This window comes from Variovorax sp. 54 (assembly GCF_002754375.1).
Taxonomy (GTDB): Bacteria; Pseudomonadota; Gammaproteobacteria; order Burkholderiales; family Burkholderiaceae_C; genus Variovorax.
In genome coordinates this window covers 2,881,943-2,907,058 of sequence record NZ_PEFF01000001.1, presented here as the reverse complement: position 1 = coordinate 2,907,058, position 25,116 = coordinate 2,881,943, and the positions used below count along the sequence as shown (strand labels likewise).

Genomic DNA, 25,116 nt, shown 5'->3' with positions numbered 1-25,116 from the left:
CCCATGTGGCTCTACCTGCATCACACCGCCTCCGACCTCATCGACCTGGACCCCACAACCGGCCGTTGGCGCCCAGTCGACGACGCCGAAAAACCGCCAGGCGCCTCGGTACTCGCCGACCTCCCCGTCAAAGGCGGCTACACGATCGAGAACGACAAGCGCTACTACAGCTACTGGACGTCCGACGAGAAGTTCGTCTTTCGCACCGACGACGGTGCCGTGTTCGAGATCTGCCAGAAGCGCGGCGACGGCTCCGTGGTGATGCTCTCGCCCGTCCTGCGCAGCGAGATCGCGCCTTCGCGTTATGGCGATGGGCGTTTGCGGCAGGGCTTCAGCCGGTTCCGGCTGATGGACGCTGCGACAGGCAATGTCGTCTTCGAGCTGGACTACAACGCCGAGCGCTATCAGCGCCTGTACCAGGCCGACTTCACCGCCGCGGCGGCGGAGCAAGATCTGTCCGACTGGGATTTCTTCATCGCCCTGCAAGGCGCCATCGAGATCTTCGAAGAGCGTGCCGCGTCCGGCCGCGTCGCGTTCACCGCGGAGGTCGATGGCTCGGCGCAGATCCAGGGGCACCGCATGCGCCGCGATGAGCTGCTGTTTGCGGACACGGGCCAGACCTGCCCCCGCTCGGGCGTCTGGGCCTGCCTGACCGACCTGCGCGTGAGCGCGGCGGTCACGCAGGGTGAGCCGATGCCCTCGAACGGCGGGCAGCCGGTGCAATGGGTCTGGAGCCGCGCCGACTGAGCGCAGCGCAGCCCGCGGCTTTTAACCCCGCCCCAGCCGGGTCACAGACCCTTGCGCATAATTGACGCAAGCTATGACTCTCACCGAACTCAAATACATCGTCGCAGTCGCCCGCGAGCGGCACTTCGGCAAGGCGGCCGAGGCCTGTTATGTGTCCCAGCCGACGCTTTCGGTGGCCATCAAGAAACTCGAGGACGAACTCGAGGTCAAGCTCTTCGAGCGCAGCGCCGGTGAAGTGACCGTGACGCCGCTCGGCGAGCAGATCGTCCAGCAGGCGCAGAGCGTGCTCGACCAGGCCGCCAGCATCAAGGAGATCGCCAAGCGCGGCAAGGACCCGCTGGCCGGTCCGCTGAACCTGGGCGTGATCTACACGATCGGCCCGTACCTGCTGCCCGACCTGGTGCGCCAGGTGATCGCGCGCACGCCGCAGATGCCGCTGGTGCTGCAGGAGAACTTCACGGTCAAGCTGCTCGAGATGCTGCGCGCCGGCGAGATCGACTGCGCGATCATGGCCGAGCCCTTTCCCGACACGGGCCTGGCGATGGCGCCGCTGTACGACGAGCCCTTCATGGCGGCGCTGCCCGTGAAGCACAAGCTGGCCGACCGCGAGTCGATCACCTCGGAAGAGCTGCAGAGCGAGACGATGCTGCTGCTGGGCACGGGCCACTGCTTTCGCGACCACGTGCTCGAGGTGTGCCCCGAGTTCGCGCGCTTCTCGAGCAACGCTGAGGGCATCCGCAAGAGCTTCGAGGGCTCGTCGCTGGAGACCATCAAGCACATGGTGGCCTCGGGCATGGGCGTGACGCTGGTGCCGCGCCTGTCGGTGCCGGCCGAGGCGCTCAAGCCGAAGGTCAAGGGCCGCAAGGAGCCCGAGCAGATGGTGCGCTACCTGCCCGTGCGCGACGCGCAGGACCGCGATCCGCCGATGCGCCGCGTGGTGTTGGCCTGGCGTCGCACCTTCACGCGCTACGAAGCCATTGCGGCGCTGCGCAACGCGATCTACGCGTGCGAGCTGCCGGGTGTCAAACGACTCTCCTAGCGATTCGGGGCCTTCGCCTACGCGCGGGCTGTTTGGGATCGCTGATCGCTGGGATAGAGTGAAGCTGTTGCGAAGCCGCCTGCCGGCTTTCAGAATTTCGGTGTTGTCACCCAACTTCAAGAAAGACCTCTCCGCCATGGCCAAACCTGCGAAAAAAACCAAGTCCCCGTCGCCCGCTTCTTCTGCCGGCAAGGTGCCCAAGAAGGGGCGCGCCGTCGTCGCGCAGGAGTCGGGCAGCCGCAATGCGCCGCTGATCAACATCGGCATCGAGCGCCAGGACCGCGCGGCCATTGCCGAAGGCCTGAGCCGCGTGCTGGCCGACACCTACACGCTGTACCTCACGACCCACAACTTCCACTGGAACGTGACGGGTCCGCACTTCAACTCGCTGCATGCGATGTTCATGACACAGTACACCGAGCTGTGGGGCTCGACAGACGTGCTCGCCGAGCGTATCCGCGCACTGGGCCACTACGCGCCGGGCTCGTATGCCGAGTTCAGCAAGATCGCCACCGTGCCCGACGTGCCGCAGACCCCGCCCAAGGCGATGGAGATGGTGCGCATCCTCGTGAAGGGCCACGAAACGGTGTCGCGCATCGCGCGCGAGTTCATCCCGGTGGCCGAAGAGGCCGGCGACGACCCGACCGCCGACATGCTGACCGCGCGCTGCACGGTGCACGACCAGACGGCCTGGATGCTGCGCTCGCTGCTCGAGGACTGATGACGTCCTGATCTTCTGGTACGCCGGGAGCCCCCTCAGAGAGCGGCACAATGGCCGCTCTTTTGACGTCTGCCTCGCCGCTTTTCGCATGCCTCTCGCCCGCCGTTTTGCGCTCTACCTCGATCTGATCCGCTGGAACCGGCCGGCCGGCTGGCTGTTGTTGCTGTGGCCCACGCTGGGCGCGCTCTGGTTCGCGGCCGATGGCTGGCCCGGCTGGCACCTCGTCGTGGTGTTCACGCTCGGTACGTTCCTGATGCGCAGCGCGGGCTGCTGCGTCAACGACGTGGCCGACCGCGAGTTCGACCGCCATGTGAAGCGCACGGCCCAGCGGCCCGTGACGAGCGGTGCGATGTCGGTCAAGGAGGCATTGGGCTTGGGCGCGGTGCTGGCGCTGCTGTCCTTCGGGCTGGTGCTCACCACCAACCGCGCGACCGTGCTGTGGTCGTTCGCGGCCCTTGCGATCACGCTGATCTACCCGTTCGCCAAGCGCTTCGTGTCGATCCCGCAGGCGGTGCTGGGCATCGCCTTCAGCTTCGGCATCCCGATGGCCTTTGCCGCGGTGCAGTCGACGGTGCCGGCCTTTGCCTGGTGGCTGCTGGCGGGCAACCTGTTCTGGGTGCTGGCCTATGACACGGAGTACGCGATGGTGGATCGCGACGATGACCTGAAGATCGGCATGAAGACTTCGGCCATCACCTTCGGCCGTTTCGACGTGGCGGCGGTGATGGCCAGCTACGCGATCTTCCTGGCGGTCTGGATCTGGGCCGGTGCCAGCCGGTCGCTGGGAGTGCTCTTCTATGTGGGCATTGCCGTGGCGGTGGCCCAGGCGCTCTGGCACTGGCGCCTGATCCATGACCGCACGCGTGACGGCTGTTTCAAGGCCTTCCGCGAAAACCACTGGCTGGGTTTCGCGGTGTTCGTCGGCATCGTGGCCGGCTATGTCATCCGATAAAGCAAGAGGACGCACATGCTCGACCGCCTGACACAGAAGATCGGCCAGGAGGGCCTGTCCGAGTGGCATGCCATCACGCAGCAGATGGTCGACCAGTACGCGGTGCTCTCGGGCGATGGTGAAGGCGAGTGGATCCACCTCGATCCGGAGCGCGCAGCCCGCGAGGCGAGCTACGGCGGAACGATCGTGCCGGGCTTTTTCCAGGTCTCGCACCTGATCCGGCTGACCGGCGAGGCGATGCGCACGCTGCTGCCCTTCGATTCGAACCACGCGCTGAACTACGGCTTCGACCGCCTGCGCTTCGCGAGGCCGATGCCGGTGGGTGCGCGCTTTCGGGCACGGGTGCGCATTCTCAGCGCGACGCCCAAGGGAGAAGACGGTTTCCTGTTGAAGGAAGAGGTGCTGCTCGAACTCGAGGACGGCACGGTCACGCTGGCGGCCGAGTGGCTGTTCTTTCTCGGCCCGCGTGCGCTCGCTGGCTGAGCCGCTTCAACCGCGGCCGAATTCCTCGCCCAGCTCGGCGGCCCGCGTCTGCGCTGCGCGGATGGCGGTCTTGAACTGCGCCTTGACGTCCGCGCCTTCCAGCGAGGTGATCGCCGCGTAGGTGGTGCCGCCCTTGGACGTCACGCGTTCGCGCAGCACCGATGGCGGCTCGGTCGCGCTGTGCGCCAGCGCCGAGGCACCGGTGAAGGTGCCGATGGCCAGCCGCTGGGCCTGGTCGGGCGTGAGGCCCATCTCGACGCCGGCTTCGGTCATCGCCTCTATGAAATAGAACACGTAGGCGGGGCCCGAGCCCGACAGCGCGGTCACCGCGTCGAGCGCGGGTTCGGCATCGACCCAGATCAGCTCGCCGGTCGGCGCCAGCAACTGGCCGACGCGGGCGCGGTCGGCGCCTTCGACGCCCGGCCGTGCGAACAGCCCGGTCATGCCCTTGCCCACCAGCGCGGGCGTGTTGGGCATGGCGCGCACCACGCGCTCGGTGCCGAGCCAGCGGGCGATGCTGTCGGACGGAATGCCCGCGGCCACGCTCAGGTGCAGGGCGTCGCCGGCAAAGGCGCGCACCGGGCGCGTGGCTCCTGCGAAGGTCTGGGGCTTGACGGCCCACACCACCACGTCGCAGCGCGCGAGGGCCTCGGTGGCCTCGGCCTTGGCGACGATGCCGAAAGACTGGGCCAGCTTGGTGCGGGCATCGTCGAACGGTTCGACCACCTCGAAGTTGTCGGCCGCGACGCCTTGCTGGATCAGGCCGCCGATGATGGCGCTGGCCATGTTGCCGCCGCCGATGAAGGCGATGGGGGGCAGAGGGCCCGGCGCGGTGCGGGGCAGGAAGGTCACGGCGATGGTCATGGTCGGTCGGTGTAGGCGAAGGCGGCGAACTGCGTCACTTGCAGCGGGTTGAAATTGTCGTCGCTCACGACCACCAGCAGGCGGCGGCCGTCAGGCAGCGGTGGGCCCCAGCACATGCCCTCGCTGTTGTCGAGGCGCGAGAGGCCGAGCGTGGCGAAGTCGGCCACGAGCGTCTTGGCGACCGGGCGGTGGTTGCCGGGCGCGAGGGCATCGATGGCGAGCACGTCGTCGGCGGCCCGGGTGTCGATCTCGTACAGGCGCAGCGAGTTGCCGGCGCCCGTGGCGTAAGCGCGTTCCAGCACCAGCATGCGGTGGGCGTCGAGCATCAGCACCTCGCTCACGCCGTTGTCGGCGTAGGTGCCCGGCACGAGCGGGCGCAGCGGGATGGCGTCGGGCACGTAGGCGATCTGGCGCACGGCGCGGCCGGTCGACAGGTCGACCTGGGTGAAGCGGCAGGGGCCACCGGGGGCGGAGGTGGTCGGGGTCGGGCCGTCCTGGATCAGGGCGTTTTCCATCGCGAGCCAGGCGGAGCGGTCGTCGGGCGCGAGGGCCAGGCCTTCGAACGTCAGGTTGTCGCGCGGGCCGCGGCGCTGGGTCGGGTCCGGGGCGAACATCGGCGGCAGGGTGAATTCGCGCAGAAAGCGACCGTCGCGCGCTGATTCATAAAGGGCGGGGCCGAAGCCGCGGGTAATGTCGCCTTCGCTGGTCCAGAGCAAGGTGCCGGCCGAGGGGCGCAGGCGCAGGGCTTCGGGGTCGGGAACGGGCAGGCCGGCGACCGCCTGGCGCCGCCCGGGCCAGGGGCCGCCACCGGGGCGTTGCAACTGAACAACGCCGGTGGGCTCGGGGGCGGCGTCGGCCGGCTGGGGCCATCTGGCGGTGTAGCAGCGCACGGGGGCCAGATCTGATCGGTCGTCGCTGAGAAGCAGGTACTCACCTTTGACCGGGTCGTAGTCGATGCCTGAGAGGCCGCCTGCCGTGGTGTTTTCTATAGAGCGTCGGTGCGCCCAGTGGGCTTCCCCCAAGCGCTGCAGCCGGCCGGTGTCCAGCACCGGTGCTGGACTGCCGCATCCCGCGAGTCCCAGTGATCCCAGCCCCAGCAGGCCCGCCCCGCCCGTCAGCAGGCGTCGGCGCCGCACAGAAGGCGGCGAAATGAGGGGGAGGTTGGGGGCGCGCACGCCACAAAGTCTAGCGGCAGTCGAAGTTCGTGTAATGAGGCAGTTGACATCCCCGGACATGGGTGCCACAATCGCGGGCTTCGCTTTCAAAAGGCGAAGCTTTCAGCCCAAAGCGGAAATGCCTCGAGTGGTTCGAGGTGTGGACGACGGGCCCAAGACTGACCGCGGTGTCTCCCTCCTGGAGGCTCATCGGTACAAGTTGGGAATATCAAGAAATGATCCAAACTGAATCCCGGCTCGAAGTGGCCGACAACACGGGCGCGAAATCCGTCCTGTGTATCAAGGTGCTCGGTGGCTCCAAGCGGCGTTACGCTAGCGTGGGCGACGTCATCAAGGTCAGCATCAAGGAAGCCGCTCCGCGTGGTCGCGTCAAGAAGGGCGAGATCTACAGCGCAGTGGTGGTCCGCACCGCCAAGGGCATCCGTCGTGCTGACGGTTCGCTCGTCAAGTTCGACGGCAATGCCGCCGTGCTGCTCAACGCCAAGCTGGAGCCTATCGGCACCCGCATCTTCGGACCGGTCACGCGCGAACTGCGCACCGAGAAGTTCATGAAGATCGTGTCGCTGGCACCCGAAGTTCTCTAAGGACACAACGCCATGAACAAGATTCGCAAAGGCGACCAGGTCATCGTGTTGGCCGGTCGTGACAAGGGCAAGCGCGGCGTCGTGTCGCTGCGCGCAGACGATTCGCATGTGATCGTCGACGGCATCAACCTCGTCAAGAAGCACACCAAGCCGAACCCCCTCAAGGGCACGACCGGTGGCATCGTCGAGAAGACCATGCCTATTCACCAATCCAACGTGGCGATCTTCAATGCTGCGACCGGCAAGGCCGATCGCGTGGGCATCAAGGTCACCCAAGGTGCCGACGGCAAGCGCGTGGCTGTTCGCGTCTTCAAGTCGAGCGGCGACGAAATCAAGTTCGCCTAAGAGGTACTCACATGGCACGTCTCCAACAACACTATCGCGAAAAGATCGCGAAAGACCTGACGGAAAAGTTCGGCTACAAGTCGCCGATGCAAGTTCCGCGTCTCACCAAGATCACCCTGAACATGGGTGTGGGTGAAGCAGTCGCCGACAAGAAGGTCCTCGACAACGCTGTCGCCGACCTGACCAAGATCGCTGGCCAGAAGCCTGTGGTCACCAAGTCGAAGAAGGCCATCGCCGGCTTCAAGATCCGCGAAAACCAGCCGATCGGCTGCATGGTCACGCTGCGTGGCGTGCACATGTACGAGTTCCTGGACCGTTTCGTCACCGTGGCCCTGCCCCGCGTGCGTGACTTCCGTGGTATCTCGGGTCGCGCATTCGACGGCCGTGGCAACTACAACATCGGCGTCAAAGAGCAGATCATTTTCCCTGAGATCGAGTACGACAAGGTCGACGCCCTGCGCGGTCTCAATATCAGCATCACGACGACGGCCAAGACCGACGAAGAAGCCAAGGCGCTTCTCGCTGGCTTCCGTTTCCCGTTCAAGAACTGAGGCGAACCATGGCCAAACAATCTTTGATCCAGCGCGAACTCAAGCGCGACAAGCTGGTTGCCAAGTTCGCTGCGAAGCACGCTGAGCTGAAGGCAATTTCCAACGACGCGAAGAAGAGCGACGAAGAGCGTGCAGTGGCCCGTCTGGCCCTGCAGAAGCTCCCGCGCAACGCGAACCCCACGCGCCAGCGCAACCGTTGTGCAATCACCGGTCGCCCCCGTGGCACCTTCCGTCAATTCGGTCTGGCTCGCGCCAAGATCCGTGAACTGGCTTTCGCTGGCGACATCCCCGGTGTCACCAAGGCCAGCTGGTAAGCCAGGCAGGAGCAAACAACATGAGCATGAGTGATCCCATTGCCGACCTGCTGACGCGTATCCGTAACGCGCAGATGGTGGCGAAGCCCACTGTGTCGATCCCGTCTTCCAAGGTGAAGGCTGCGATTGCACAAGTCCTGAAGGACGAAGGCTACATCGACGGCTTCGAAGTGAAGACCGATGCCGGCAAGTCCGAACTCGTCATCACGCTGAAGTACTACGCTGGCCGCCCGGTCATCGAACGTATCGAGCGCGTGAGCCGCCCCGGCCTGCGCGTCTACAAGGCCAGCGCTGCCATCCCGCAAGTCCAGAACGGCCTCGGCGTTGCGATCGTCACGACCCCCCAGGGCGTGATGACCGACCGCAAGGCTCGCGCTACCGGTGTCGGTGGCGAAGTTCTGTGCTACGTCGCCTAACCGAGACATCGAGGAGTTACTGAAATGTCCCGAGTAGGAAAAATGCCGGTCGCCATCCCCGCAGGTGTGGATGTGTCGATCAAGGAAGACCAGATCAGCGTCAAGGGCACGGGCGGCACGCTCAACCTGGCTCGCAATGCGCTGGTGAATGTCGTCAGCAATGACGGCAAGCTGAGCTTCGAGCCCGCCAACGAATCGCGTGAAGCGAATGCGATGAGCGGCACGATCCGTCAGCTGGTGAACAACATGGTGGTTGGCGTGACCAAGGGCTTCGAGAAGAAGCTCAACCTGGTCGGCGTCGGCTACAAGGCTGCAGCGTCCAACAACAAGTTGAACCTGCAAGTCGGTTACTCGCACCCGGTCAACATCGACATGCCGCAAGGCATCACGGTGACCACCGCGACCCCGACCGAAATCGTGATCAAGGGTGCTGACCGTCAGCGCGTTGGTCAAATCGCCGCTGAGATCCGCGCTGTTCGTCCGCCTGAGCCTTACAAGGGCAAGGGCATCCGTTATTCGGACGAGAAGATCGTGATCAAAGAGACCAAGAAGAAGTAAGGGGCAGCAAAATGATGTTGACCAAAAAAGCACAGCGTCTTCGCCGCTCGCGCCAGACCCGCATCCGCATTGCGACGCAGGGCGTGGCTCGCCTCACGGTGAACCGCACCAACCTGCACATCTATGCCACCGTCATCTCCGACGACGGCACCAAGGTGATCGCAACCGCATCGACCGCCGAAGCCGAAGTGCGCGCAGCACTCGGCGCCTCGGGCAAGGGTGGCAATGCCGCCGCTGCCACCGCCATCGGCAAGCGCATCGCTGAAAAGGCGAAGGCTGCCGGCGTCGAGAAGGTCGCTTTCGATCGCGCAGGTTTCGCCTACCACGGCCGCGTCAAGGCGCTGGCCGAGGCAGCCCGCGAAGCCGGTCTGCAGTTCTAATCGGACACGAGATTCAAAATGGCAAAGATTCAAGCAAGAACGCAGAACGAAGGTCCTGAGGACGGTTTGCGCGAGAAGATGATCGCGATCAACCGCGTCACCAAGGTGGTGAAGGGTGGTCGTATCCTCGGTTTCGCAGCACTGACCGTGGTCGGTGACGGTGAAGGCCGCGTCGGCATGGGCAAGGGCAAGTCGAAGGAAGTGCCTGCTGCCGTGCAGAAGGCAATGGAAGAAGCCCGTCGCAACCTGTTCAAGGCTGCGATCAAGAACGGCACGCTGCACCACCAGGTGCAAGGCCATCATGGTGCCGCCAGAGTCGTGATGTATCCGGCCCCCAAGGGTACCGGCATCATCGCCGGCGGCCCGATGCGCGCCGTGTTCGAAGTCATGGGCATCACCGACATCGTGGCCAAGAGCCATGGTTCGTCGAACCCCTACAACATGGTTCGCGCCACGCTCGACGGGTTGAAGAACTCGACGACGGCCGGCAATGTGGCTGCCAAGCGCGGTCTCACCGTCGAAGAAATCTTCGCCTGAGCGCAAGCTCTCGCAAGGCTGAAGGAAGCATTCAAATGACGCAACAACAAACCCTCAAGGTGCAGCTGGTGAAGAGCCCGATCGGCACCAAGGAATCGCATCGCGCGACCGTGCGTGGCCTCGGCCTGCGCAAGCTCAACAGCGTGAGCGAGCTGCAAGACACGCCCGCAGTGCGCGGCATGATCAACAAGATCAGTTATCTGGTCAAAGTTCTGTAAGAGAGACTGATATGGAACTCAATGGCATCAAGCCGGCAGCTGGCGCCAAGCACGCCAAGCGTCGCGTCGGCCGCGGTATCGGCTCCGGCATCGGCAAGACCGCAGGTCGCGGTCACAAGGGCCAGAAGTCGCGCGCAGGCGGTTTCCACAAGGTCGGCTTCGAAGGCGGTCAAATGCCGCTGCAGCGTCGCCTGCCGAAGCGTGGCTTCAAGTCGCACCTGCTGAAGTACAACGCCGAAGTCACGCTGACTGCTCTCGAGCAGCTCGGCCTGGCCGAAGTCGATGTCCTGGCACTGAAGCAAGCCGGCCTCGTGGGCCAGCTCGCCAAGGTCGTCAAGATCATCAAGACCGGTGAGCTCACCAAGGCCGTCAAGCTGACGGGCGTGGGTGCGACCGCTGGTGCCAAGGCTGCGATCGAAGCAGCCGGTGGCAGCTTCGCCTGATCACCTTCGGACTGAAAGAAGTTCTTCGTGGCAACTAACGCGGCAACGATCGCAAAAACGGGCAAGTTCGGCGACCTCCGTCGTCGGCTCGTCTTTTTGCTGCTCGCGCTCGTGGTCTATCGGATTGGCGCGCACATTCCTGTGCCGGGTATCAACCCGGACCAGCTGGCAGCGTTGTTCCAGGGCCAGCAGGGCGGCATTCTGAGCCTGTTCAACATGTTCTCGGGCGGGGCGCTGTCGCGTTTCACCGTGTTCGCGTTGGGGATCATGCCGTACATCTCGGCGTCGATCATCATGCAGCTGATGACCTACGTGCTTCCTACCTTCGAGCAATTGAAGAAGGAAGGCGAGGCCGGTCGCCGCAAGATCACGCAGTACACGCGCTATGGCGCGCTCGGCCTGGCTCTGTTCCAGTCGTTCAGCATCGCAGTGGCCCTCGAATCGTCGGCTGGTCTGGTGATCGCCCCCGGTTTCGGCTTCCGCCTGACCGCCATGGTGAGCCTGACCGCTGGTTCGATGTTCCTGATGTGGCTCGGCGAGCAGATCACCGAACGCGGCCTGGGCAACGGCATCTCGATCCTGATCTTTGCAGGTATCGCGGCCGGTCTCCCGGGTGCCATCGGTGGCCTGGCTTCGCTGGTGACGACCGGTGCGATGAACCCCATCGTCGCGCTCTTCATCATCGCTGTCGTGGTGCTGGTCACTTACTTCGTGGTGTTCGTGGAACGCGGTCAGCGCAAGATCCTCGTGAACTATGCGCGGCGCCAGGTTGGCAACAAGGTCTACGGCGGTCAGTCGTCGCACCTGCCCCTGAAGCTGAACATGGCCGGTGTGATTCCTCCGATCTTCGCGTCGTCGATCATTCTGCTGCCGGCAACGGTGGTGGGCTGGTTCAGCGCTGGTGACGGTGGCTTCCGCTGGATCAAGGACATCGCCAGCGCATTGCGTCCGGGCGAGCCGATCTACGTGCTGCTGTACGCTGCTGCGATCGTTTTCTTCTGCTTCTTCTACACGGCACTCGTGTTCAACAGCAAGGAAACGGCCGATAACCTGAAGAAGAGTGGTGCGTTCATTCCTGGCATTCGCCCGGGTGACCAGACCGCTCGCTATATCGACAAGATTCTGGTTCGCCTGACGTTGGCCGGCGCGGTGTACATCACCTTCGTCTGCCTGCTGCCCGAGTTCCTGATCCTGAAGTACAACGTGCCGTTCTACTTCGGTGGTACCTCCCTGCTGATCATCGTGGTCGTCACGATGGACTTCATGGCCCAGGTGCAAAACTACATGATGTCCCAGCAGTACGAATCGCTGCTGAAGAAGGCTAACTTCAAGACATCGTAGGGCTGTGTTTCAGTATTGAGTCCGGGCGGTAGACCGCCACGTTAAACAGTTTTAGGAGAATGAAATGAGAGTTTCGGCTTCGGTCAAAACCATCTGCCGTAATTGCAAGGTCATCCGCCGTAAAGGTGTGGTGCGTGTGATTTGCACCGACCCGCGCCACAAGCAGCGCCAGGGTTGATTGAAGAGTATTAGAGGACGCACATGGCACGTATTGCTGGCATCAACATCCCGCCGCACAAGCACGCTGAAATCGGCCTGACCGCCATTTTCGGTATCGGTCGCACCCGCGCCCGTCAAATCTGCGAAGCGAGCGGCATCGAATATTCGAAGAAGATCAAGGATCTGACCGACGCTGATCTCGAAAAGATCCGCGACCAGATCGCTCTGTTCACGATCGAAGGCGATCTGCGTCGCGAGACGACGATGAACATCAAGCGTTTGATGGACATCGGCTGCTATCGCGGCTTCCGTCACCGTCGCGGCCTGCCGATGCGCGGCCAGCGCACGCGCACCAACGCCCGCACCCGCAAGGGTCCGCGCAAGGCTGCGCAGTCCCTGAAGAAATAAGGATAGACAAGCATGGCTAAAGCACCTGCAAACAACGCCGCACAGCGCGTTCGCAAGAAGGTTCGCAAGAACGTTGCGGACGGTATCGCCCACGTGCATGCCTCGTTCAACAACACCATCATCACGATCACCGATCGCCAGGGCAACGCCCTGTCGTGGGCTTCGTCGGGTGGCCAGGGCTTCAAGGGCTCGCGCAAGTCGACCCCGTTCGCTGCGCAGGTCGCTTCCGAAGTGGCCGGCCGTGCTGCTGTCGAACAAGGTATCAAGAACCTCGACGTCGAGATCAAGGGCCCCGGTCCTGGTCGCGAGTCGTCGGTGCGCGCCCTGGCTGCGCTCGGCATCCGGATCAATTCCATTGCCGACGTGACGCCGGTTCCGCACAACGGCTGCCGTCCCCAGAAGCGTCGCCGCATCTGATCGTCAGTCCGCAAGGCGCAGCCAGCTTTCGAGCGGCTGCGCATTTGTTTTTTCACTAAGCCCACCGCCATCGGCACATTCGCCGACGGCTCCCGCAGGCAACTGCGGCAGATGACACCAAGGAAATACCGTGGCACGTTACCTCGGCCCCAAGGCCAAACTTTCCCGCCGTGAAGGCACCGACCTGTTCCTGAAGAGCGCCCGCCGTTCGATCCAGGACAAGGCCAAGTTCGACTCCAAGCCCGGCCAGCACGGTCGCACCTCGGGTCAGCGCACCTCCGACTACGGTCTGCAGCTGCGTGAGAAGCAGAAGGTCAAGCGCATGTACGGCGTGCTCGAGAAGCAGTTCCGCCGCTACTTCGAAGAAGCCGATCGCCGCCGTGGCAACACCGGCGCCAACCTGCTGTTCATCCTTGAGTCGCGCCTGGACAACGTGGTCTACCGCATGGGCTTCGGCTCGACGCGCGCCGAAGCACGCCAGCTCGTGTCGCACAAGGCGATCACCGTGAACGGCCAGTCGGTCAACATCCCGTCGTACCTGGTCAAGACCGGTGACGTGATCGCCGTGCGCGAAAAGTCGAAGAAGCAGAACCGCATTGTCGAAGCGCTGCAACTCGCCCAACAAGTCGGCATGCCGGCATGGGTCGATGTGAACGCCGACAAGGCCGAAGGCACCTTCAAGAAGGTCCCGGATCGCGACGAATTCGCAGCCGACATCAACGAATCGCTGATCGTCGAACTGTATTCGCGTTGATTTTCTCTACCCGCCTGCGCGTCTTTGCGCCGGCGGGAGATTGATATTGTTGTTCACGTTCCTGCTCCGCACTCTGTTGCGGATCAGGCGCTTCACCAGCCTTACCGGTGTAACGAGCCGGGGGTATTGAGAGGAAGTCTGCATGCAAACCACCCTGCTGAAACCCAAGACCATCCAGGTCGAGCAACTTGCCGCCAACAAGGCCAAGGTCACGCTCGAACCTTTCGAGCGCGGCTACGGCCACACGCTCGGCAACGCGCTGCGTCGCGTTCTGCTGTCGTCCATGGTCGGCTACTCGGCCACCGAAGTCACGATCGCTGGCGTTCTGCATGAGTACTCGTCGATCGACGGCGTGCAGGAAGATGTCGTCAACATCCTGCTGAATCTCAAGGGCGTGGTGTTCAAGCTCCACAACCGCGACGAAGTCACGCTGAGCCTGCGCAAGGACGGCGAAGGCCCGGTCCTCGCATCGGACATCCAGACCCCGCACGACGTCGAGATCATCAACCCTGACCACGTGATCGCGCACCTGTCGCAAGGCGGCAAGCTCGACATGCAGATCAAGGTCGAAAAGGGTCGCGGCTATGTGCCCGGCACGATGCGCCGCTACGCTGACGAGCCGACCAAGTCGATCGGCCGTATCGTTCTGGACGCGTCGTTCTCGCCCGTCAAGCGCGTGAGCTACACCGTCGAAAGCGCCCGTGTCGAACAGCGTACCGACCTGGACAAGCTGCTGGTCGAGATCGAGACCAACGGTGCGATCAGCGCCGAAGATGCGGTTCGCGCATCGGCTAAAATCCTGGTTGAACAGCTCGCCGTGTTTGCGCAGCTCGAAGGCGGCGAACTCGCTGCATTCGATGCACCCGCACCGCGCAGCGCCCAGCAATTCGATCCGATCCTGCTGCGCCCTGTCGACGAACTCGAACTGACGGTGCGTTCGGCCAACTGCCTGAAGGCCGAAAACATCTACTACATCGGTGACCTGATCCAGCGCACCGAAAACGAGCTGCTCAAGACCCCGAACCTGGGTCGCAAGTCGCTCAACGAAATCAAGGAAGTCCTCGCTTCGCGCGGTCTGACCCTTGGTATGAAGCTTGAAAGCTGGCCGCCGGCCGGTCTCGACAAGCGTTGATTTTTGTTTGAATTGAGCCCCTGAGGGCTCGTGCCCGGGCAGTACCTGATACGGCTGCCTGTTTAATAAAGTAAAGGAAAAGCACCATGCGTCACGGACACGGACTTCGCAAACTCAACCGCACCAGCTCGCACCGCCTTGCGATGCTGCAGAACATGATGAATTCGCTCATCGAGCACGAAGTCATCAAGACCACGGTCCCCAAGGCCAAGGAACTGCGCCGCGTCATCGAACCGATGATCACGCTCGCCAAGAAGCCCACGCTCGCCAATAAGCGCCTGGCCTTCGACCGCCTGCGCAGCCGCGACAGCGTCGTCAAGCTCTTCGGCGAACTCGGCCCGCGTTTCGCAGCGCGTCCGGGCGGCTACACCCGCATCCTGAAGATGGGTTTCCGCGTGGGCGACAATGCCCCGATGGCGCTCGTCGAACTGGTCGACCGTGCTGAAATTAAAGATGCTGGCGCTGAGCAAAACGCCGCTGAATAAGCTATAATTTATACTTGCCGCGCGATGGAGCAGCCTGGTAGCTCGTTGGGCTCATAACCCAAAGGTCGCAAGTTCAAATCTTGCTCGCGCAACCAATTTAAAAGGCCCTTTGAGAAATCAAAGGGCCTTTTTCTTTGGCCGAATTCTTTTGGAAATTCGTGGTCGAGATTCGACGCAAAAGAAAGCCCTCGTGAAGAGGGCTTTTCTGTTTCTGGGCCGGCCCGCAAAGAGGCCGGCTTCGAGAACGTGCGCAGCGAAGGCGCCTGAGGGACTGCGCCTGGCGCGCAGCCCACTCAGATCAGTCCGGAATGACCGCCGTGACCTCGATCTCCACCTTCGCGCGGTGCTCCACCAGCGCCGCCACCTGCACGCAGGTCATGGCCGGGAAGTTGCGGCCCAGCGCGTCGCGGTAGACCGGGCCGAGCTCGGACAGGCGACGGCTGTACTCGTCGCGGTCCGTCACGTACCAGGTCATGCGCACCATGTGCTCGGGGCCGGCGCCGGCTTCGCGCAGCACCTCGGCGATGTTGCGCAGCGCCTGGCCGCACTGGTCGATGAAGTCGTCGGATTCGAACTGCTGCTGGGCATTCCAGCCGATCTGGCCGCCGACGAACACTTGCGTGCCGCGCGCGGCGATGCCGTTTGCATAGCCCTTCGGGGGCAGCCAGCCGGGAGGCTGAATGAGTTTGTTCGTCATGATGATGGTGTCTCGCTGTTGAGTTGTCTCAATTTGAAGCGCTGGAGTTTGCCGGTTTCGGTGCGCGGCAGCGCCGTCACGAACTCGATCTCCCGCGGGTACTTGAAGGGGGCGATGGTGGCTTTCACGTGGTCCTGAAGCGCCTTCGCCATCGCTGCATCGCCGGTGTTGCCGGGCTTGAGCACGCAGAAGGCTTTCACGATCATGCCGCGGTCGGCGTCGGGCTTGCCGATCACGCCGCACTCGGCCACGGCCGGGTGCTTGAGCAGCGCGTCTTCCACTTCCGGGCCGCCGACGTTGTAGCCGGCCGTGATGATCATGTCGTCCGCACGCGCCTGATAGAAGAAGTAGCCGTCATCATCCTGCACGAACGAGTCGCCGGGGTAGTTCCAGCCGTTCTTCACGTAGTCGGCCTGGCGCGCGTCGTCGAGGTAGCGGCAGCCGACCGGCCCTTGCAGCGCCAGCTTGCCGACCGTGCCGCGCGGCACTTCGTTGCCCTGGTCGTCGACCACCTTCGCCGTGAACCCCGGCACCGCCTTGCCGACGGCGCCGCGGCGCACGTCGTCGCCGGCGGCCGAGATGTAGATGTGGAACACCTCGGTGCCGCCGATGCCGTCGAGCATCTCGATGCCAGTGGTGTCCTTCCAGAGTTGGCGCGTGGCGTCGGGAAGCGCCTCGCCTGCGCTCACGCAGATGCGCAGGCTTGGCGCTCCGTGCTGCCGGACGAAGGGCGCCATCTGGCGATAGAAGGTGGGCGCGGTGTAGCAGAGGGTCGCGCCGACCTCGTTGATGAGTTTCACGAGCGCTTCGGGCGAGAACGATCCGTCCGGGAAGTACACCGACGCACCGGCCCACATCGGGAAGATCAGCAGACCGCCGAGCCCGAAGGTGAAGGCCAGCGGCGGCGTGCCGACCACGATGTCGTCGCTGCGCGCGCGCAGCACGTGGCGCGGCCAGGTCTGGCACATGGCGACCACGTCGCGGTGCGTGGTGACGGGCGCCTTGGGCTTGCCCGTGGTGCCGGAGGTGAAGGCGAGCAGCGCGATGTCGTCGGCCGCCGTGGGGCAGGCGGGGAACACGCCGCTTTTGCCGGCCGCGCGTGCCGACAGTGAATCCGGGGCATCAGGTTGGTTGAAGGCAATCACCGTAGCGAGCACCGGGTGCGCCTGCTGTGCAGTCACCAGCTCCTCGAGCAGGCGGCCTTCGCACAGCGCGGCCACGGGCTGCGCTTTCTCGATGATCTCGCCGAGCTCCTTGGCGCGCAGCAGCGGCATCGTCGCCACTGCGATCAGCCCGGCCTTGACCACGGCCAGCCACGACAGCGCCATCCACACCGAGTTGCCGCCGCGCAGCAGCACGCGGTTGCCAGGCACCAGCCCGAGATCCTCGACCAGCACCTGGGCGATGCGGTTCACCTCGACGCCCGCCTGGGCGTAGGTGAGCACGCCGGCGGGCGAGCGCAGCATCGGCCGGTCGCCGAAGCCCTTGGCGACCGCCTTGTCCAGCAGCTCCTCGACCAGGTTCAGCTGGTCGGGGAACTGCAGCTCGGGCAGGTCGTAGCGAAAGACCGGCAACTGCGCAGCAGGCGGCAGGCGGTCATGAACGAAGCGATCGACTTGGGCAGACACGATTTCACCCCCGCAAAACGGATTTGCCGATGATCAGTTGCTGGACTTCCGTCGCGCCTTCGTAAATGCGCAGCGAGCGGATGTCCCGGTACAGGCTTTCGATCTTGGTGCCGACCTTCACGCCGAGGCCCCCATGCATCTGCAGCGCCATGTCGATCACGCGGCTCGCGTTCTCGGTGGCGCACATCTTGGCCATGGCGGCAGCCGCCGACACATCGCCGACCGCCGGCGCGCCACGGCGCTCGGCGTCGTCGCGCATCCACGCGGCGCGGTAGGTCAGCAGCGCGGCGCTGTCGATCAGCGCGGCCATCTCGCCGAGCTTGGCCTGCGTGAGCTGGAAGTCGGCCAGCGTCTGGCCGAACATGCGGCGGCCCTTGGCATGCGCGATGGCTTCGGCCAGTGCACGGCGTCCCATGCCGAGTGCGGCGGCAGCCACCGACGCGCGGAAGATGTCGAGCGTGCGCATCGCGAGCTTGAAGCCGCCGTTCAGCGTGCCCAGCTGCGCCGTGCGCGGCACGATGCAGTTGTCGAAGCGCAAGGTGGCCAGCGGGTGCGGCGCCATCACGTCGATGTGGGCCGAGGTGTCGAGCCCCGGCGTCGTCGCGTCGACGATGAACACCGTGATGCCGCGCGTGCCAGCCGTGGGATCGGTCTTCGCGAACACGCAGTAGAAGTCGGCGATGCCGCCGTTGCTGATCCAGGTCTTCTCGCCGTTCAGGCACCAGCCGTCGGCGGTGGGCTCGGCGCGCATCGCCATCGCTGCCACGTCGGAGCCGGCCTCGGGTTCGCTGAGCGCGAAAGCCGCGATCTTCTTGCCCTGGCCCACGGCTGTGAGGTACTGCGACTGCTGCTCGGGCGTGCCGTCCAGCGTGATCGCGCCACTGCCCAGGCCTTGCATCGCGAACGCGAAGTCGGCCAGTGGCGAGTGGTAGCCGAGCGTTTCGCGCAGCAGCACGAGCGCGCGCGAATCGAGGCGTTCGAGCGCGCCGCCGGCACTGCCGGGCACCGCGTAGCGCAGCCAGCCGGCGTCGCCGAGACGGCGCACCCACTCGCGGCAGGCGGCGCGGTCGTCGCGCTCATCGATCTCCTGGGCGGCGCACCAGGGCAGCAGGTCGTTGGCGAGCGCGCGGTGCGCGTCGTCGAAGAACGGCAGCGCGAGGTGCGCGGTCGAAGGTGGGGCGGGGATCTTGGTCATCATGATGCGCGTCAGTCTCCGCCGAACACCGGCTTGCGCTTGGCCGCGAAGGCCTCGTAGGCGCGTTTGAAGTCTTCGGTCTGCATGCAGATCGCCTGCGCCTGCGCTTCGGCCTCGATGGCCTGGTCGATGGTCATCGACCACTCTTGCGCGAGCATGGTCTTGGTCATGCCGTGCGCGAAGCTCGGGCCTTCGGCCAGGTCGCGCGCCACCTTGGTGGCGGCGTCGAGCAGCGAGGCGCTGTCGTGCAGTGCGTTGAAGAAGCCCCAGGCCTGGCCTTCTTCGGCGGTCATGGCGCGGCCGGTGAACAGCAGCTCCGAAGCGCGGCCCTGGCCGATCACGCGCGGCAGCAGTGCGCAGGCGCCCATGTCGGCGCCGGCCAGACCCACGCGGGTGAAGAGGAACGCGGTGCGCGTGGCGGGCGTGCCGTAGCGCAGGTCGCAGGCCAGCGCGATCATCGCGCCGGCGCCGGCGCACACACCGTCGATGGCACCGACGATGGGCTGCGGGCAGTTGCGAATGGCCTTCACGAGGTCACCCGTCATGCGCGTGAACTCGAGCAACTCGGGCATGCGCATGCCGGTGAGCGGGCCGATGATTTCATGCACGTCGCCGCCCGAGCAGAAGTTGCCGCCGGCGCCGGTGATGACGATCACCTTCACGTCGGTCGCGTAGGTCAGCGCGCGGAACAGGTCGCGCAGCTCGGCGTACGAGTCGAAGGTCAGCGGGTTCTTGCGCTCGGGGCGGTTCAGCGTGATGGTGCCGACGCCGGCCTCGAAACGCCAGGCAAAGTGCTCGGCCTTGTAGTCGGCCTTGGGTTCGAATTGCGCGCGCATGGGATTGCTTGCGCCGATGTAGTGCTTCATGCGGTCTCCGCCAATTGGCTGCTGTGTGAATGTTGCTTGACCTTGCCGAGCAGCTTGTGAAGCTGCGCGATCTCCTTGGGGGCGAGGCTTGAAAAAGCCTCGACGATCCAGTCTTCGTGCTGCTGCGCCATCTCGTTGAAGAGCTTGCGTCCGCGCGGTGTGAGGCGCACGCGCCAGGCGCGGCGGTCGCCTTCGACGTTGATGCGCTCCACCAGCCCTTCGGTCACGAGCTGGTCGGTGATGCCGGTGACGTTGCCACCCGTGACCATCATGCGGCGCGAGAGCTCGTTCATCTTCAGGCCGTCGGGCGAGCGCTCGAGTTGCGACATGAGATCGAAGCGCGGCAGCGTGGTGGCGAACTGCGCACGCAGTCCGTTGCGCACCTGCTTTTCCACCAGCTGCGTGCAGGTCAGCATGCGCAGCCAGAGGCGCAGCGCCTCGGGGTGCTCGCTGTGGGCGCGTGCTTCGAGGTCCATGTCAGTGGGTCTCTTCGGTGTCGGCCGCGCGGCCTGCGGCGGCGGTGGCCGCGGCGATCTGCTGCTGCTTGGCGATCTCGCGGTACATCTGGTCGCGGCCGCTCAGGTACTGCTTGGGCCAGTCGACGTCGCGGCTTTGCAGCTTGGCGGCTTCGTGCAGCGTCCAGGCGGGGTCGGCCAGGTGCGGGCGCGCCACGGCGCACAGGTCGGCGCGGCCGGCCGCGATGATGCTGTTGGCCTGGTCGGCGTCGGTGATGGCGCCCACCGCGATGGTCGAGATGCCGACCTCGTTGCGGATGCGGTCCGCGAACGGCGTCTGGTACATGCGGCCGTACACGGGCTTGGCGTCGCGCGTGGTCTGGCCGGAAGACACGTCGATGAAGTCGGCACCGGCCTCCTTGAAGAGGCGCGCGACCACCACGGCGTCGGCATCGGTGTTGCCGCCGGGCGCCCAGTCGTGTGCCGAGATGCGCACGCTCATCGGCTGGTCGGCCGGCCACACGGCGCGCATCGCGCGGAACACTTCGAGCGGGTAGCGGCAGCGTGCTTCGATGCCGCCGCCGTACGCGTCGGTGCGCTGGTTGGTGAGCGGGCTGATGAAGGCCGACAGCAGGTAGCCGTGCGCGCAGTGCAGCTCGAGCCAGTCGAAGCCGCATTCGACGGCGCGGCGCGTCGAATCGACGAACTGGTCGCGCAGCGTGTCCATCTCGGCGCGCGTGATCGCGGCCGGCAGCTGGTTCTGTTCGCCATAGGGCAGGGCGCTCGCGCCGAGCACCGGCCAGTTGCCGCTTGCTAGCGGCTCGTCGGTGCCTTCCCAGCCCACGCGCGTCGAGCCTTTGGGACCGCTGTGGCCGAGCTGGATCGCGATCTTCGCGCTCGACTGCGTGTGCACGAAGTCGACGATGCGTTTGAACGCCGCCTGCTGCGTGTCGTTGTACAGGCCCGTGCAGGCTGGCGTGATGCGGCCTTCGGGCGTCGGGCTCGTCATCTCGACGCACACCATCGCGGCGCCGCCGAGGGCGCGTGCGCCCAGGTGCACCAGCAGGAAATCTTGCGGCACGCCGTCGACTGCGCTGTAGGTGGCCATCGGCGAAACCACGATGCGGTTCTTGAGTTCGAGGCTGCGCACCTTCAGCGGCATCAGCATCGGCGCCATCGCCTTGCCGCCCGCGAGCCACTGCTCGTAGCCGCCGAGCCATTGCGTGTCGCGCACGCGCAGGTTCTCGTGGCTGATGCGCTGCGAGCGCGTGAGCAGCGAGTACGCGAACTGCTCGATCTCCATGCCCGTGTAGCGCGGCACGTTCTCGAACCATTCGGTGGAGTTGCGCGCGGCGTTCTGGATCTTCAGCACCTCGACGCTGCGGCGGGCTTCATAGCCTTCGAGCACATGGTCGAGCGTGCCGCCCTGTTCGAATTCGTTGGCCAGGTCGATCGCGTCTTCGAGCGCGAGCTTGGTGCCCGAGCCGATCGAGAAATGCGCCGTGTGCGCGGCATCGCCCATGAGCACCACGGGCACCGAACGGCCGTCGACGTCGATGCGGTGCGTCCAGCGCTCGCACACCACGCGCGGAAAGCGAATCCAGTTGGCCGAGCCGCGCAGGTGCGTGGCGTTGCTGATGAGCGCGTGGCCGCCCAGGTACTTGGCGAACAGCTTCTCGCAGAAGGCGACGGCCTCGGGCTGCTCCATCTGGTCGAGGCCGTGGGCCTTCCACACGGCTTCGGGCGTCTCGACGATGAAGGTCGAGGTCTTGTCATCGAACTGGTAGGCATGCGCCTGGAACCAGCCGTGCTCCGTTTCTTCGAAGGCGAAGGTGAAGGCGTCGAAGGTCTGGTGCGTGCCCAGCCATACGAAGCGGCAGTTGCGCAGATCGACGTCGGGCTTGTACACATCGGCGTAGCGCTGGCGGATGCGGCTGTTGAGTCCGTCGCTCGCAATCACGAGGTCGGCCTTGTACTGCGCGGCAATCGCCTGGTCGTCGGTGGCGTCGGTTTCGAAGACCAGTTCCACGCCGAGTTCGAGGCAGCGTTCCTGCAGGATGTTCAGCAGGCGCTTGCGGCCGATGCCGCAGAAGCCGTGGCCGCCCGAGCGCACCTGGCGGCCCTTGAAGAAGACCTGGATGTCGTCCCAGTGGTGGAACTCGTTGCCGATGAGCGCGGCCGTGGGGCCGTCGGCCGCGCGCAGGTTGCCCAGCGTCTGGTCGCTCAGCACCACGCCCCAGCCGAAGGTGTCGAAGGGGCGGTTTCGCTCCACCACCGTGATCTGCAGCGCCGGGTTGCGGGCCTTCATCAGCAGGGCGAAATACAGGCCGGCCGGACCCCCACCGATGCACAGGATGCGCTGGAGGTCCGAGGCGGGCGCGAGGCGGGGGGTGGTCAAGCTGTTCATGGTTGAATAGTTTAGGCATAAACGATCTGTTGTCAACGAGGGGTTCTCAGCAGAGGCCCGACCCGCTCGCCGGTGCGATGTCATGCAAATTCTTGGAAAAATCAATACCATGGCCCCATGCAACACTTGATACCCAAGATCGAGTCGCAGCTGGCCTCGCTGCCCGTGCCCATCGCACTGGAGTTGCCCGACGGGCGCCGGGTCGCCCAGGCGGGTTCACGCGTGACGCTGGCTTTCAAGGAGTGGTCGGTGCTGGCCAAGCTGGCCGGCCGGCAGGTCGGGGCCCTCGGCGAGGCCTACGTCGAGGGCAAGGTGCAGATCGAGGGCGCCATGCGCGACCTGATCGACGCCACCGTCGGCCTGTTGCCCGGCAACCCCGCCGAGACCGACACCAGCTGGTGGAGCCGCCTGCAGCACCGCGCCAAGTCGCGCGGCTCGCACTCGCTGCGCAAGGACGCCGCGCAGATCGAGTTCCACTACGACGTCTCCGACGATTTCTACGCGCTGTGGCTCGACCCGCGCCGCGTCTATTCATGCGCCTACTTCCGCACGCCCGAGCTCACGCTGGCGCAGGCGCAGGAAGCCAAGCTCGACCACATCTGCCGCAAGCTCATGTTGCAGCCCGGCGAGCGCTACCTCGACGTCGGCTCGGGCTGGGGCGCGCTGCTGCTGTGGGCGGCCGAGCACTACGGCGTGGACGCCACCGGCATCACGCTGTCAAAGAACCAGCATGCGCATGTGCAGCGGCTCATCGAAGAAAAAGGGCTGCAGGGCCGCGTGCGCGTGGAGCTGCGCGACTACCGCGAGCTGCCCGACGACCAGCCCTTCGACAAGATCTCGTCGGTGGGCATGTTCGAGCACGTGGGCGCGGCCAACATGCCGACCTACTTCCGCAAGATTCACACGCTGCTCAAGCCGGGCGGGCTGGTGCTCAACCACGGCATCACCTCGGGCGAGCTGAACTACCGCCAGCTCGGTGCGGGCATGGGCGACTTCATCGAGAAGTACATCTTCCCCGGCGGCGAGCTGCTGCATGTGACGCACGTGCTGCGCGAGACCGCGGCGGCCGGGCTGGAGATGGTCGACACCGAGAGCCTGCGCCCGCATTACGCGCGCACGCTGTGGGCCTGGTCGGATGCGCTCGAGGCGCAGCTCGATGCCGCGCGCGAGGTGCTGGGTCGCAGCGGTGGCCGCCAGGGCGAGAACGCCGAGCGCGTGCTGCGTGCCTACCGCCTGTACCTCGCGGGCTCGGCGATGAGCTTCGAGCAGGGCTGGATCTCGCTGCACCAGATGCTGTCGACAAAGCCTGACGGCAATGTAGGGCGCGCAGGTGTCTTGCGCGGCGCGCAATCGGTGTACCCTTTTGCCCGTGACTACATCTACAAATAAGTGAGGACACCAGCACCATGCTCTACCGCTTCAAATCCCGGGCTGCCCCTGATTTCGTGATGCTCGAGGTGCATGCGCGCCAACTGCTCGACATCGTCGGCAAGCCGGCCGCGCCGCAGGGCATCATCACGGTCGAGCAGATTCCCGGCGCCATCGCCGCCCTCGAGGCCGCACTGGCCCGCGAAAGCACCAAGCCCGCCGCGCACAACCACGACGACCACGCCGTGGAAGGCCACGACGCCGACGCAGAGAAGCAGCATGTCGGCCTGCACCAGCGCGCCGCGCCGCTGCTGCACATGCTCAAGGACTCACAGGCCGAGAGCAAGGATGTGACCTGGGGGACCTGAGCCCCCCGGCTCGTGATCAGTCCACCTTTGCGCCGGACTCTTTCACGACTTTTGCCCACTTCACGTGCTCACTCGCAATGAGCTTCGTGAAGTCTGCCGGCGAATTGCCGCTCGGGATCGCGCCCTGGGCCAGCATCTTTTCCTTGATCGCCGGCGTGCCCAGCGACTTCGCGACTTCCTGCTGGATGCGGTTCACGATCTCGGGCGACGTGCCAGCCGGCGCCAGCAACCCGAACCATGAGCTCGCCTCGTAGCCCTTGAGCGCAGGGCCGCCGGCTTCTTCCACCGTCGGAATGTCGGGCAGCGCGGGCGAGCGCTGCGAACTGGTCACGGCCAGCGCCGTGAGCTTGCCGCCCTTGATCTGCGCCATCGACGAAGGCAGGTTGTCGTACATCACATCGGCATTGCCGCCCACCATGTCCAGCAGCGCCGGGCCCGAGCCCTTGTACGGGATGTGGGCCATGAAGGTGCCGGTCATGCTCTTGAAGAGTTCGCCTGCCAGGTGGATCGAGGTGCCGCTGCCGCTCGATGCCATGTTCAGCTTGCCGGGGTTGGCCTTGGCGTACTTGATGAAATCCTGCACGTTGTGGATGTTCAGCTTCTTGGCTGTTTCGGCGTTCATCTCCATCACGTTCGGCACCGCGGCCACCAGCGTGATGGGCGCGAAGTCCTTGATCGGGTCGAAGGGCAGCTTGGGGTACAGCGCGCGGTTGATGCCGTGCGTGCCCACCGTGCCCATCAGCAGCGTGTAGCCGTCGTTGGCCGAGCGCGCGACGATCTCGGCGCCCACGTTGCCGCCGGCGCCTGCGCGGTTGTCCACGATGAACTGCTGGCCGAAGGCCTTCGAGAGTTCGGGCGCCACCGCGCGCGCCAGGATGTCGGTGGTGCCGCCGGCCGCGAAGGGCACGACGATGCGCACCGGCTTGGTCGGCCAGGTGCCTTGGGCGTGCGCGGCGCCGCCCAGCAGCGCGAGGGTGGCCGCCGCCGTGGCGACCAGTGCGAAGCGGCGGGTAGATGAAGCGGTGGAAGAAGAGCGGGAGATAGAAGTCATGCGCGTCTTTGTACAGGGGGGCGTCGCAGGCGTCGCGGGTAAAAACCCCGGCCTGTGA

Annotated in this window: 33 protein-coding genes and 1 tRNA gene; 25 read left to right on the top strand and 9 right to left on the bottom strand. The window is 65.1% G+C overall.

From position 1 onward, the window contains the following. Nucleotides 1-3 precede the first annotated feature (3 nt). The 5 genes from CLU95_RS13490 (at nucleotide 4) to CLU95_RS13470 (ending at nucleotide 3,942) form a co-directional block, all read left to right on the top strand. A complete protein-coding gene (locus CLU95_RS13490; RefSeq protein WP_099793820.1) occupies nucleotides 4-747 on the top strand; it encodes a hypothetical protein in 744 nt (247 codons plus the stop codon). Nucleotides 748-820: 73 nt separating this feature from the next. Further along, nucleotides 821-1,786 (top strand): LysR substrate-binding domain-containing protein, encoded by a 966-nt coding sequence (locus CLU95_RS13485; protein WP_062474802.1) that lies wholly within the window; start codon nucleotides 821-823, stop codon nucleotides 1,784-1,786. 136 nt (nucleotides 1,787-1,922) lie between these two features. Then, nucleotides 1,923-2,507 carry a Dps family protein gene (locus tag CLU95_RS13480; protein ID WP_099797278.1) on the top strand — a complete coding sequence of 195 codons (585 nt, stop codon included), beginning with the start codon at nucleotides 1,923-1,925 and terminating at the stop codon, nucleotides 2,505-2,507. Nucleotides 2,508-2,595: 88 nt separating this feature from the next. Next, a complete protein-coding gene (ubiA, locus tag CLU95_RS13475; RefSeq protein WP_099793818.1) occupies nucleotides 2,596-3,459 on the top strand; it encodes a 4-hydroxybenzoate octaprenyltransferase in 864 nt (287 codons plus the stop codon). Nucleotides 3,460-3,474: 15 nt separating this feature from the next. Further along, complete coding sequence (locus CLU95_RS13470; RefSeq protein ID WP_099793816.1) at nucleotides 3,475-3,942, top strand: MaoC/PaaZ C-terminal domain-containing protein; 468 nt, start codon at nucleotides 3,475-3,477, stop codon at nucleotides 3,940-3,942. Between the two features lie 6 nt (nucleotides 3,943-3,948). Here the strand turns inward: CLU95_RS13470 and proC are convergent, their stop codons facing one another. Together proC and CLU95_RS13460 are read right to left on the bottom strand one after the other, a co-directional pair. Then, nucleotides 3,949-4,806 carry a pyrroline-5-carboxylate reductase gene (proC, locus tag CLU95_RS13465; protein ID WP_099793814.1) on the bottom strand — a complete coding sequence of 286 codons (858 nt, stop codon included), beginning with the start codon at nucleotides 4,804-4,806 and terminating at the stop codon, nucleotides 3,949-3,951. Further along, nucleotides 4,803-5,927, bottom strand: coding sequence for an esterase-like activity of phytase family protein (locus tag CLU95_RS13460; RefSeq protein WP_373670041.1), 1,125 nt, complete (start codon nucleotides 5,925-5,927; stop codon nucleotides 4,803-4,805). The genes proC and CLU95_RS13460 overlap by 4 nt, the downstream gene beginning before the upstream one ends. A gap of 269 nt (nucleotides 5,928-6,196) precedes the next feature. Between CLU95_RS13460 and rplN the strand changes: the two genes are divergently transcribed. From rplN to CLU95_RS13370, 18 genes are all read left to right on the top strand, one after another. Next, a complete protein-coding gene (gene rplN / locus CLU95_RS13455) occupies nucleotides 6,197-6,565 on the top strand; it encodes a 50S ribosomal protein L14 (protein ID WP_009124801.1) in 369 nt (122 codons plus the stop codon). Nucleotides 6,566-6,577: 12 nt separating this feature from the next. Next, a complete protein-coding gene (gene rplX / locus CLU95_RS13450) occupies nucleotides 6,578-6,910 on the top strand; it encodes a 50S ribosomal protein L24 (RefSeq protein WP_062474813.1) in 333 nt (110 codons plus the stop codon). 11 nt (nucleotides 6,911-6,921) lie between these two features. Then, on the top strand, nucleotides 6,922-7,461 hold the full coding sequence (gene rplE / locus CLU95_RS13445; protein WP_056576993.1) for a 50S ribosomal protein L5: 540 nt from the start codon (nucleotides 6,922-6,924) through the stop codon (nucleotides 7,459-7,461). 8 nt (nucleotides 7,462-7,469) lie between these two features. Then, a complete protein-coding gene (rpsN, locus tag CLU95_RS13440) occupies nucleotides 7,470-7,775 on the top strand; it encodes a 30S ribosomal protein S14 (protein ID WP_099793810.1) in 306 nt (101 codons plus the stop codon). A 20-nt stretch (nucleotides 7,776-7,795) separates the two neighbouring features. Continuing rightward, a complete protein-coding gene (gene rpsH / locus CLU95_RS13435; RefSeq protein WP_056516708.1) occupies nucleotides 7,796-8,191 on the top strand; it encodes a 30S ribosomal protein S8 in 396 nt (131 codons plus the stop codon). Between the two features lie 24 nt (nucleotides 8,192-8,215). Beyond that, nucleotides 8,216-8,749, top strand: a complete 534-nt coding sequence (gene rplF, locus CLU95_RS13430) for a 50S ribosomal protein L6 (protein WP_099793808.1) — start codon at nucleotides 8,216-8,218, stop codon at nucleotides 8,747-8,749. 14 nt (nucleotides 8,750-8,763) lie between these two features. Further along, a complete protein-coding gene (rplR, locus tag CLU95_RS13425; RefSeq protein WP_056577252.1) occupies nucleotides 8,764-9,129 on the top strand; it encodes a 50S ribosomal protein L18 in 366 nt (121 codons plus the stop codon). Nucleotides 9,130-9,147: 18 nt separating this feature from the next. After that, the gene (gene rpsE, locus CLU95_RS13420; RefSeq protein WP_099793806.1) at nucleotides 9,148-9,666 is read left to right on the top strand and encodes a 30S ribosomal protein S5; all 519 of its coding nucleotides are present in this window, start codon (nucleotides 9,148-9,150) and stop codon (nucleotides 9,664-9,666) included. A gap of 35 nt (nucleotides 9,667-9,701) precedes the next feature. Continuing rightward, nucleotides 9,702-9,884 carry a 50S ribosomal protein L30 gene (rpmD, locus tag CLU95_RS13415; RefSeq protein ID WP_019653974.1) on the top strand — a complete coding sequence of 61 codons (183 nt, stop codon included), beginning with the start codon at nucleotides 9,702-9,704 and terminating at the stop codon, nucleotides 9,882-9,884. Between the two features lie 11 nt (nucleotides 9,885-9,895). Continuing rightward, nucleotides 9,896-10,327, top strand: coding sequence for a 50S ribosomal protein L15 (rplO, locus tag CLU95_RS13410; protein WP_099793804.1), 432 nt, complete (start codon nucleotides 9,896-9,898; stop codon nucleotides 10,325-10,327). A gap of 27 nt (nucleotides 10,328-10,354) precedes the next feature. Continuing rightward, entirely contained in the window at nucleotides 10,355-11,668 is a 1,314-nt protein-coding gene (secY, locus tag CLU95_RS13405) for a preprotein translocase subunit SecY (RefSeq protein WP_056576979.1), read from the top strand. A gap of 64 nt (nucleotides 11,669-11,732) precedes the next feature. After that, entirely contained in the window at nucleotides 11,733-11,846 is a 114-nt protein-coding gene (gene rpmJ / locus CLU95_RS13400) for a 50S ribosomal protein L36 (RefSeq protein WP_013544106.1), read from the top strand. Nucleotides 11,847-11,869: 23 nt separating this feature from the next. Beyond that, nucleotides 11,870-12,235 (top strand): 30S ribosomal protein S13, encoded by a 366-nt coding sequence (rpsM, locus tag CLU95_RS13395; protein ID WP_013544105.1) that lies wholly within the window; start codon nucleotides 11,870-11,872, stop codon nucleotides 12,233-12,235. 12 nt (nucleotides 12,236-12,247) lie between these two features. Beyond that, complete coding sequence (gene rpsK, locus CLU95_RS13390; RefSeq protein ID WP_009124825.1) at nucleotides 12,248-12,652, top strand: 30S ribosomal protein S11; 405 nt, start codon at nucleotides 12,248-12,250, stop codon at nucleotides 12,650-12,652. Nucleotides 12,653-12,782: 130 nt separating this feature from the next. Beyond that, nucleotides 12,783-13,406, top strand: a complete 624-nt coding sequence (gene rpsD / locus CLU95_RS13385) for a 30S ribosomal protein S4 (protein WP_056576976.1) — start codon at nucleotides 12,783-12,785, stop codon at nucleotides 13,404-13,406. 142 nt (nucleotides 13,407-13,548) lie between these two features. Continuing rightward, nucleotides 13,549-14,538, top strand: coding sequence for a DNA-directed RNA polymerase subunit alpha (locus CLU95_RS13380; RefSeq protein WP_056576973.1), 990 nt, complete (start codon nucleotides 13,549-13,551; stop codon nucleotides 14,536-14,538). An 86-nt stretch (nucleotides 14,539-14,624) separates the two neighbouring features. Next, nucleotides 14,625-15,023: a 50S ribosomal protein L17 gene (gene rplQ, locus CLU95_RS13375; RefSeq protein ID WP_056576970.1), complete on the top strand. Its 399-nt coding sequence runs from the start codon at nucleotides 14,625-14,627 to the stop codon at nucleotides 15,021-15,023. An 18-nt stretch (nucleotides 15,024-15,041) separates the two neighbouring features. Further along, nucleotides 15,042-15,118: transfer RNA gene (locus tag CLU95_RS13370), tRNA-Met, on the top strand. A gap of 203 nt (nucleotides 15,119-15,321) precedes the next feature. Here CLU95_RS13370 and CLU95_RS13365 read toward each other — a convergent pair. The 6 genes from CLU95_RS13365 to CLU95_RS13340 are packed head-to-tail and all read right to left on the bottom strand — an operon-like array spanning nucleotide 15,322 to nucleotide 22,271. Then, complete coding sequence (locus tag CLU95_RS13365) at nucleotides 15,322-15,720, bottom strand: RidA family protein (protein WP_056576966.1); 399 nt, start codon at nucleotides 15,718-15,720, stop codon at nucleotides 15,322-15,324. Continuing rightward, nucleotides 15,717-17,348 (bottom strand): AMP-binding protein, encoded by a 1,632-nt coding sequence (locus CLU95_RS13360; RefSeq protein WP_099793802.1) that lies wholly within the window; start codon nucleotides 17,346-17,348, stop codon nucleotides 15,717-15,719. Before CLU95_RS13360 ends, CLU95_RS13365 begins: the two co-directional genes overlap by 4 nt. Before the next feature lie 4 nt (nucleotides 17,349-17,352). Beyond that, a complete protein-coding gene (locus CLU95_RS13355; RefSeq protein ID WP_099793800.1) occupies nucleotides 17,353-18,546 on the bottom strand; it encodes an acyl-CoA dehydrogenase family protein in 1,194 nt (397 codons plus the stop codon). An 8-nt stretch (nucleotides 18,547-18,554) separates the two neighbouring features. Then, on the bottom strand, nucleotides 18,555-19,409 hold the full coding sequence (locus tag CLU95_RS13350) for an enoyl-CoA hydratase family protein (RefSeq protein ID WP_099793798.1): 855 nt from the start codon (nucleotides 19,407-19,409) through the stop codon (nucleotides 18,555-18,557). Further along, complete coding sequence (locus CLU95_RS13345) at nucleotides 19,406-19,885, bottom strand: MarR family winged helix-turn-helix transcriptional regulator (RefSeq protein ID WP_099793796.1); 480 nt, start codon at nucleotides 19,883-19,885, stop codon at nucleotides 19,406-19,408. The genes CLU95_RS13350 and CLU95_RS13345 overlap by 4 nt, the downstream gene beginning before the upstream one ends. Before the next feature lies 1 nt (nucleotide 19,886). Further along, a complete protein-coding gene (locus CLU95_RS13340) occupies nucleotides 19,887-22,271 on the bottom strand; it encodes a bifunctional salicylyl-CoA 5-hydroxylase/oxidoreductase (protein WP_099793794.1) in 2,385 nt (794 codons plus the stop codon). Between the two features lie 117 nt (nucleotides 22,272-22,388). Here CLU95_RS13340 and CLU95_RS13335 point away from each other — a divergent pair, with 117 nt between their 5' ends. Both CLU95_RS13335 and CLU95_RS13330 read left to right on the top strand, forming a co-directional pair. Beyond that, entirely contained in the window at nucleotides 22,389-23,660 is a 1,272-nt protein-coding gene (locus tag CLU95_RS13335; protein WP_099793792.1) for a class I SAM-dependent methyltransferase, read from the top strand. Nucleotides 23,661-23,677: 17 nt separating this feature from the next. Beyond that, nucleotides 23,678-24,007: a DUF1840 domain-containing protein gene (locus CLU95_RS13330; protein ID WP_099793790.1), complete on the top strand. Its 330-nt coding sequence runs from the start codon at nucleotides 23,678-23,680 to the stop codon at nucleotides 24,005-24,007. Between the two features lie 16 nt (nucleotides 24,008-24,023). Here the strand turns inward: CLU95_RS13330 and CLU95_RS13325 are convergent, their stop codons facing one another. Next, nucleotides 24,024-25,058 carry a Bug family tripartite tricarboxylate transporter substrate binding protein gene (locus CLU95_RS13325; RefSeq protein WP_099793788.1) on the bottom strand — a complete coding sequence of 345 codons (1,035 nt, stop codon included), beginning with the start codon at nucleotides 25,056-25,058 and terminating at the stop codon, nucleotides 24,024-24,026. Nucleotides 25,059-25,116: the final 58 nt, after the last annotated feature.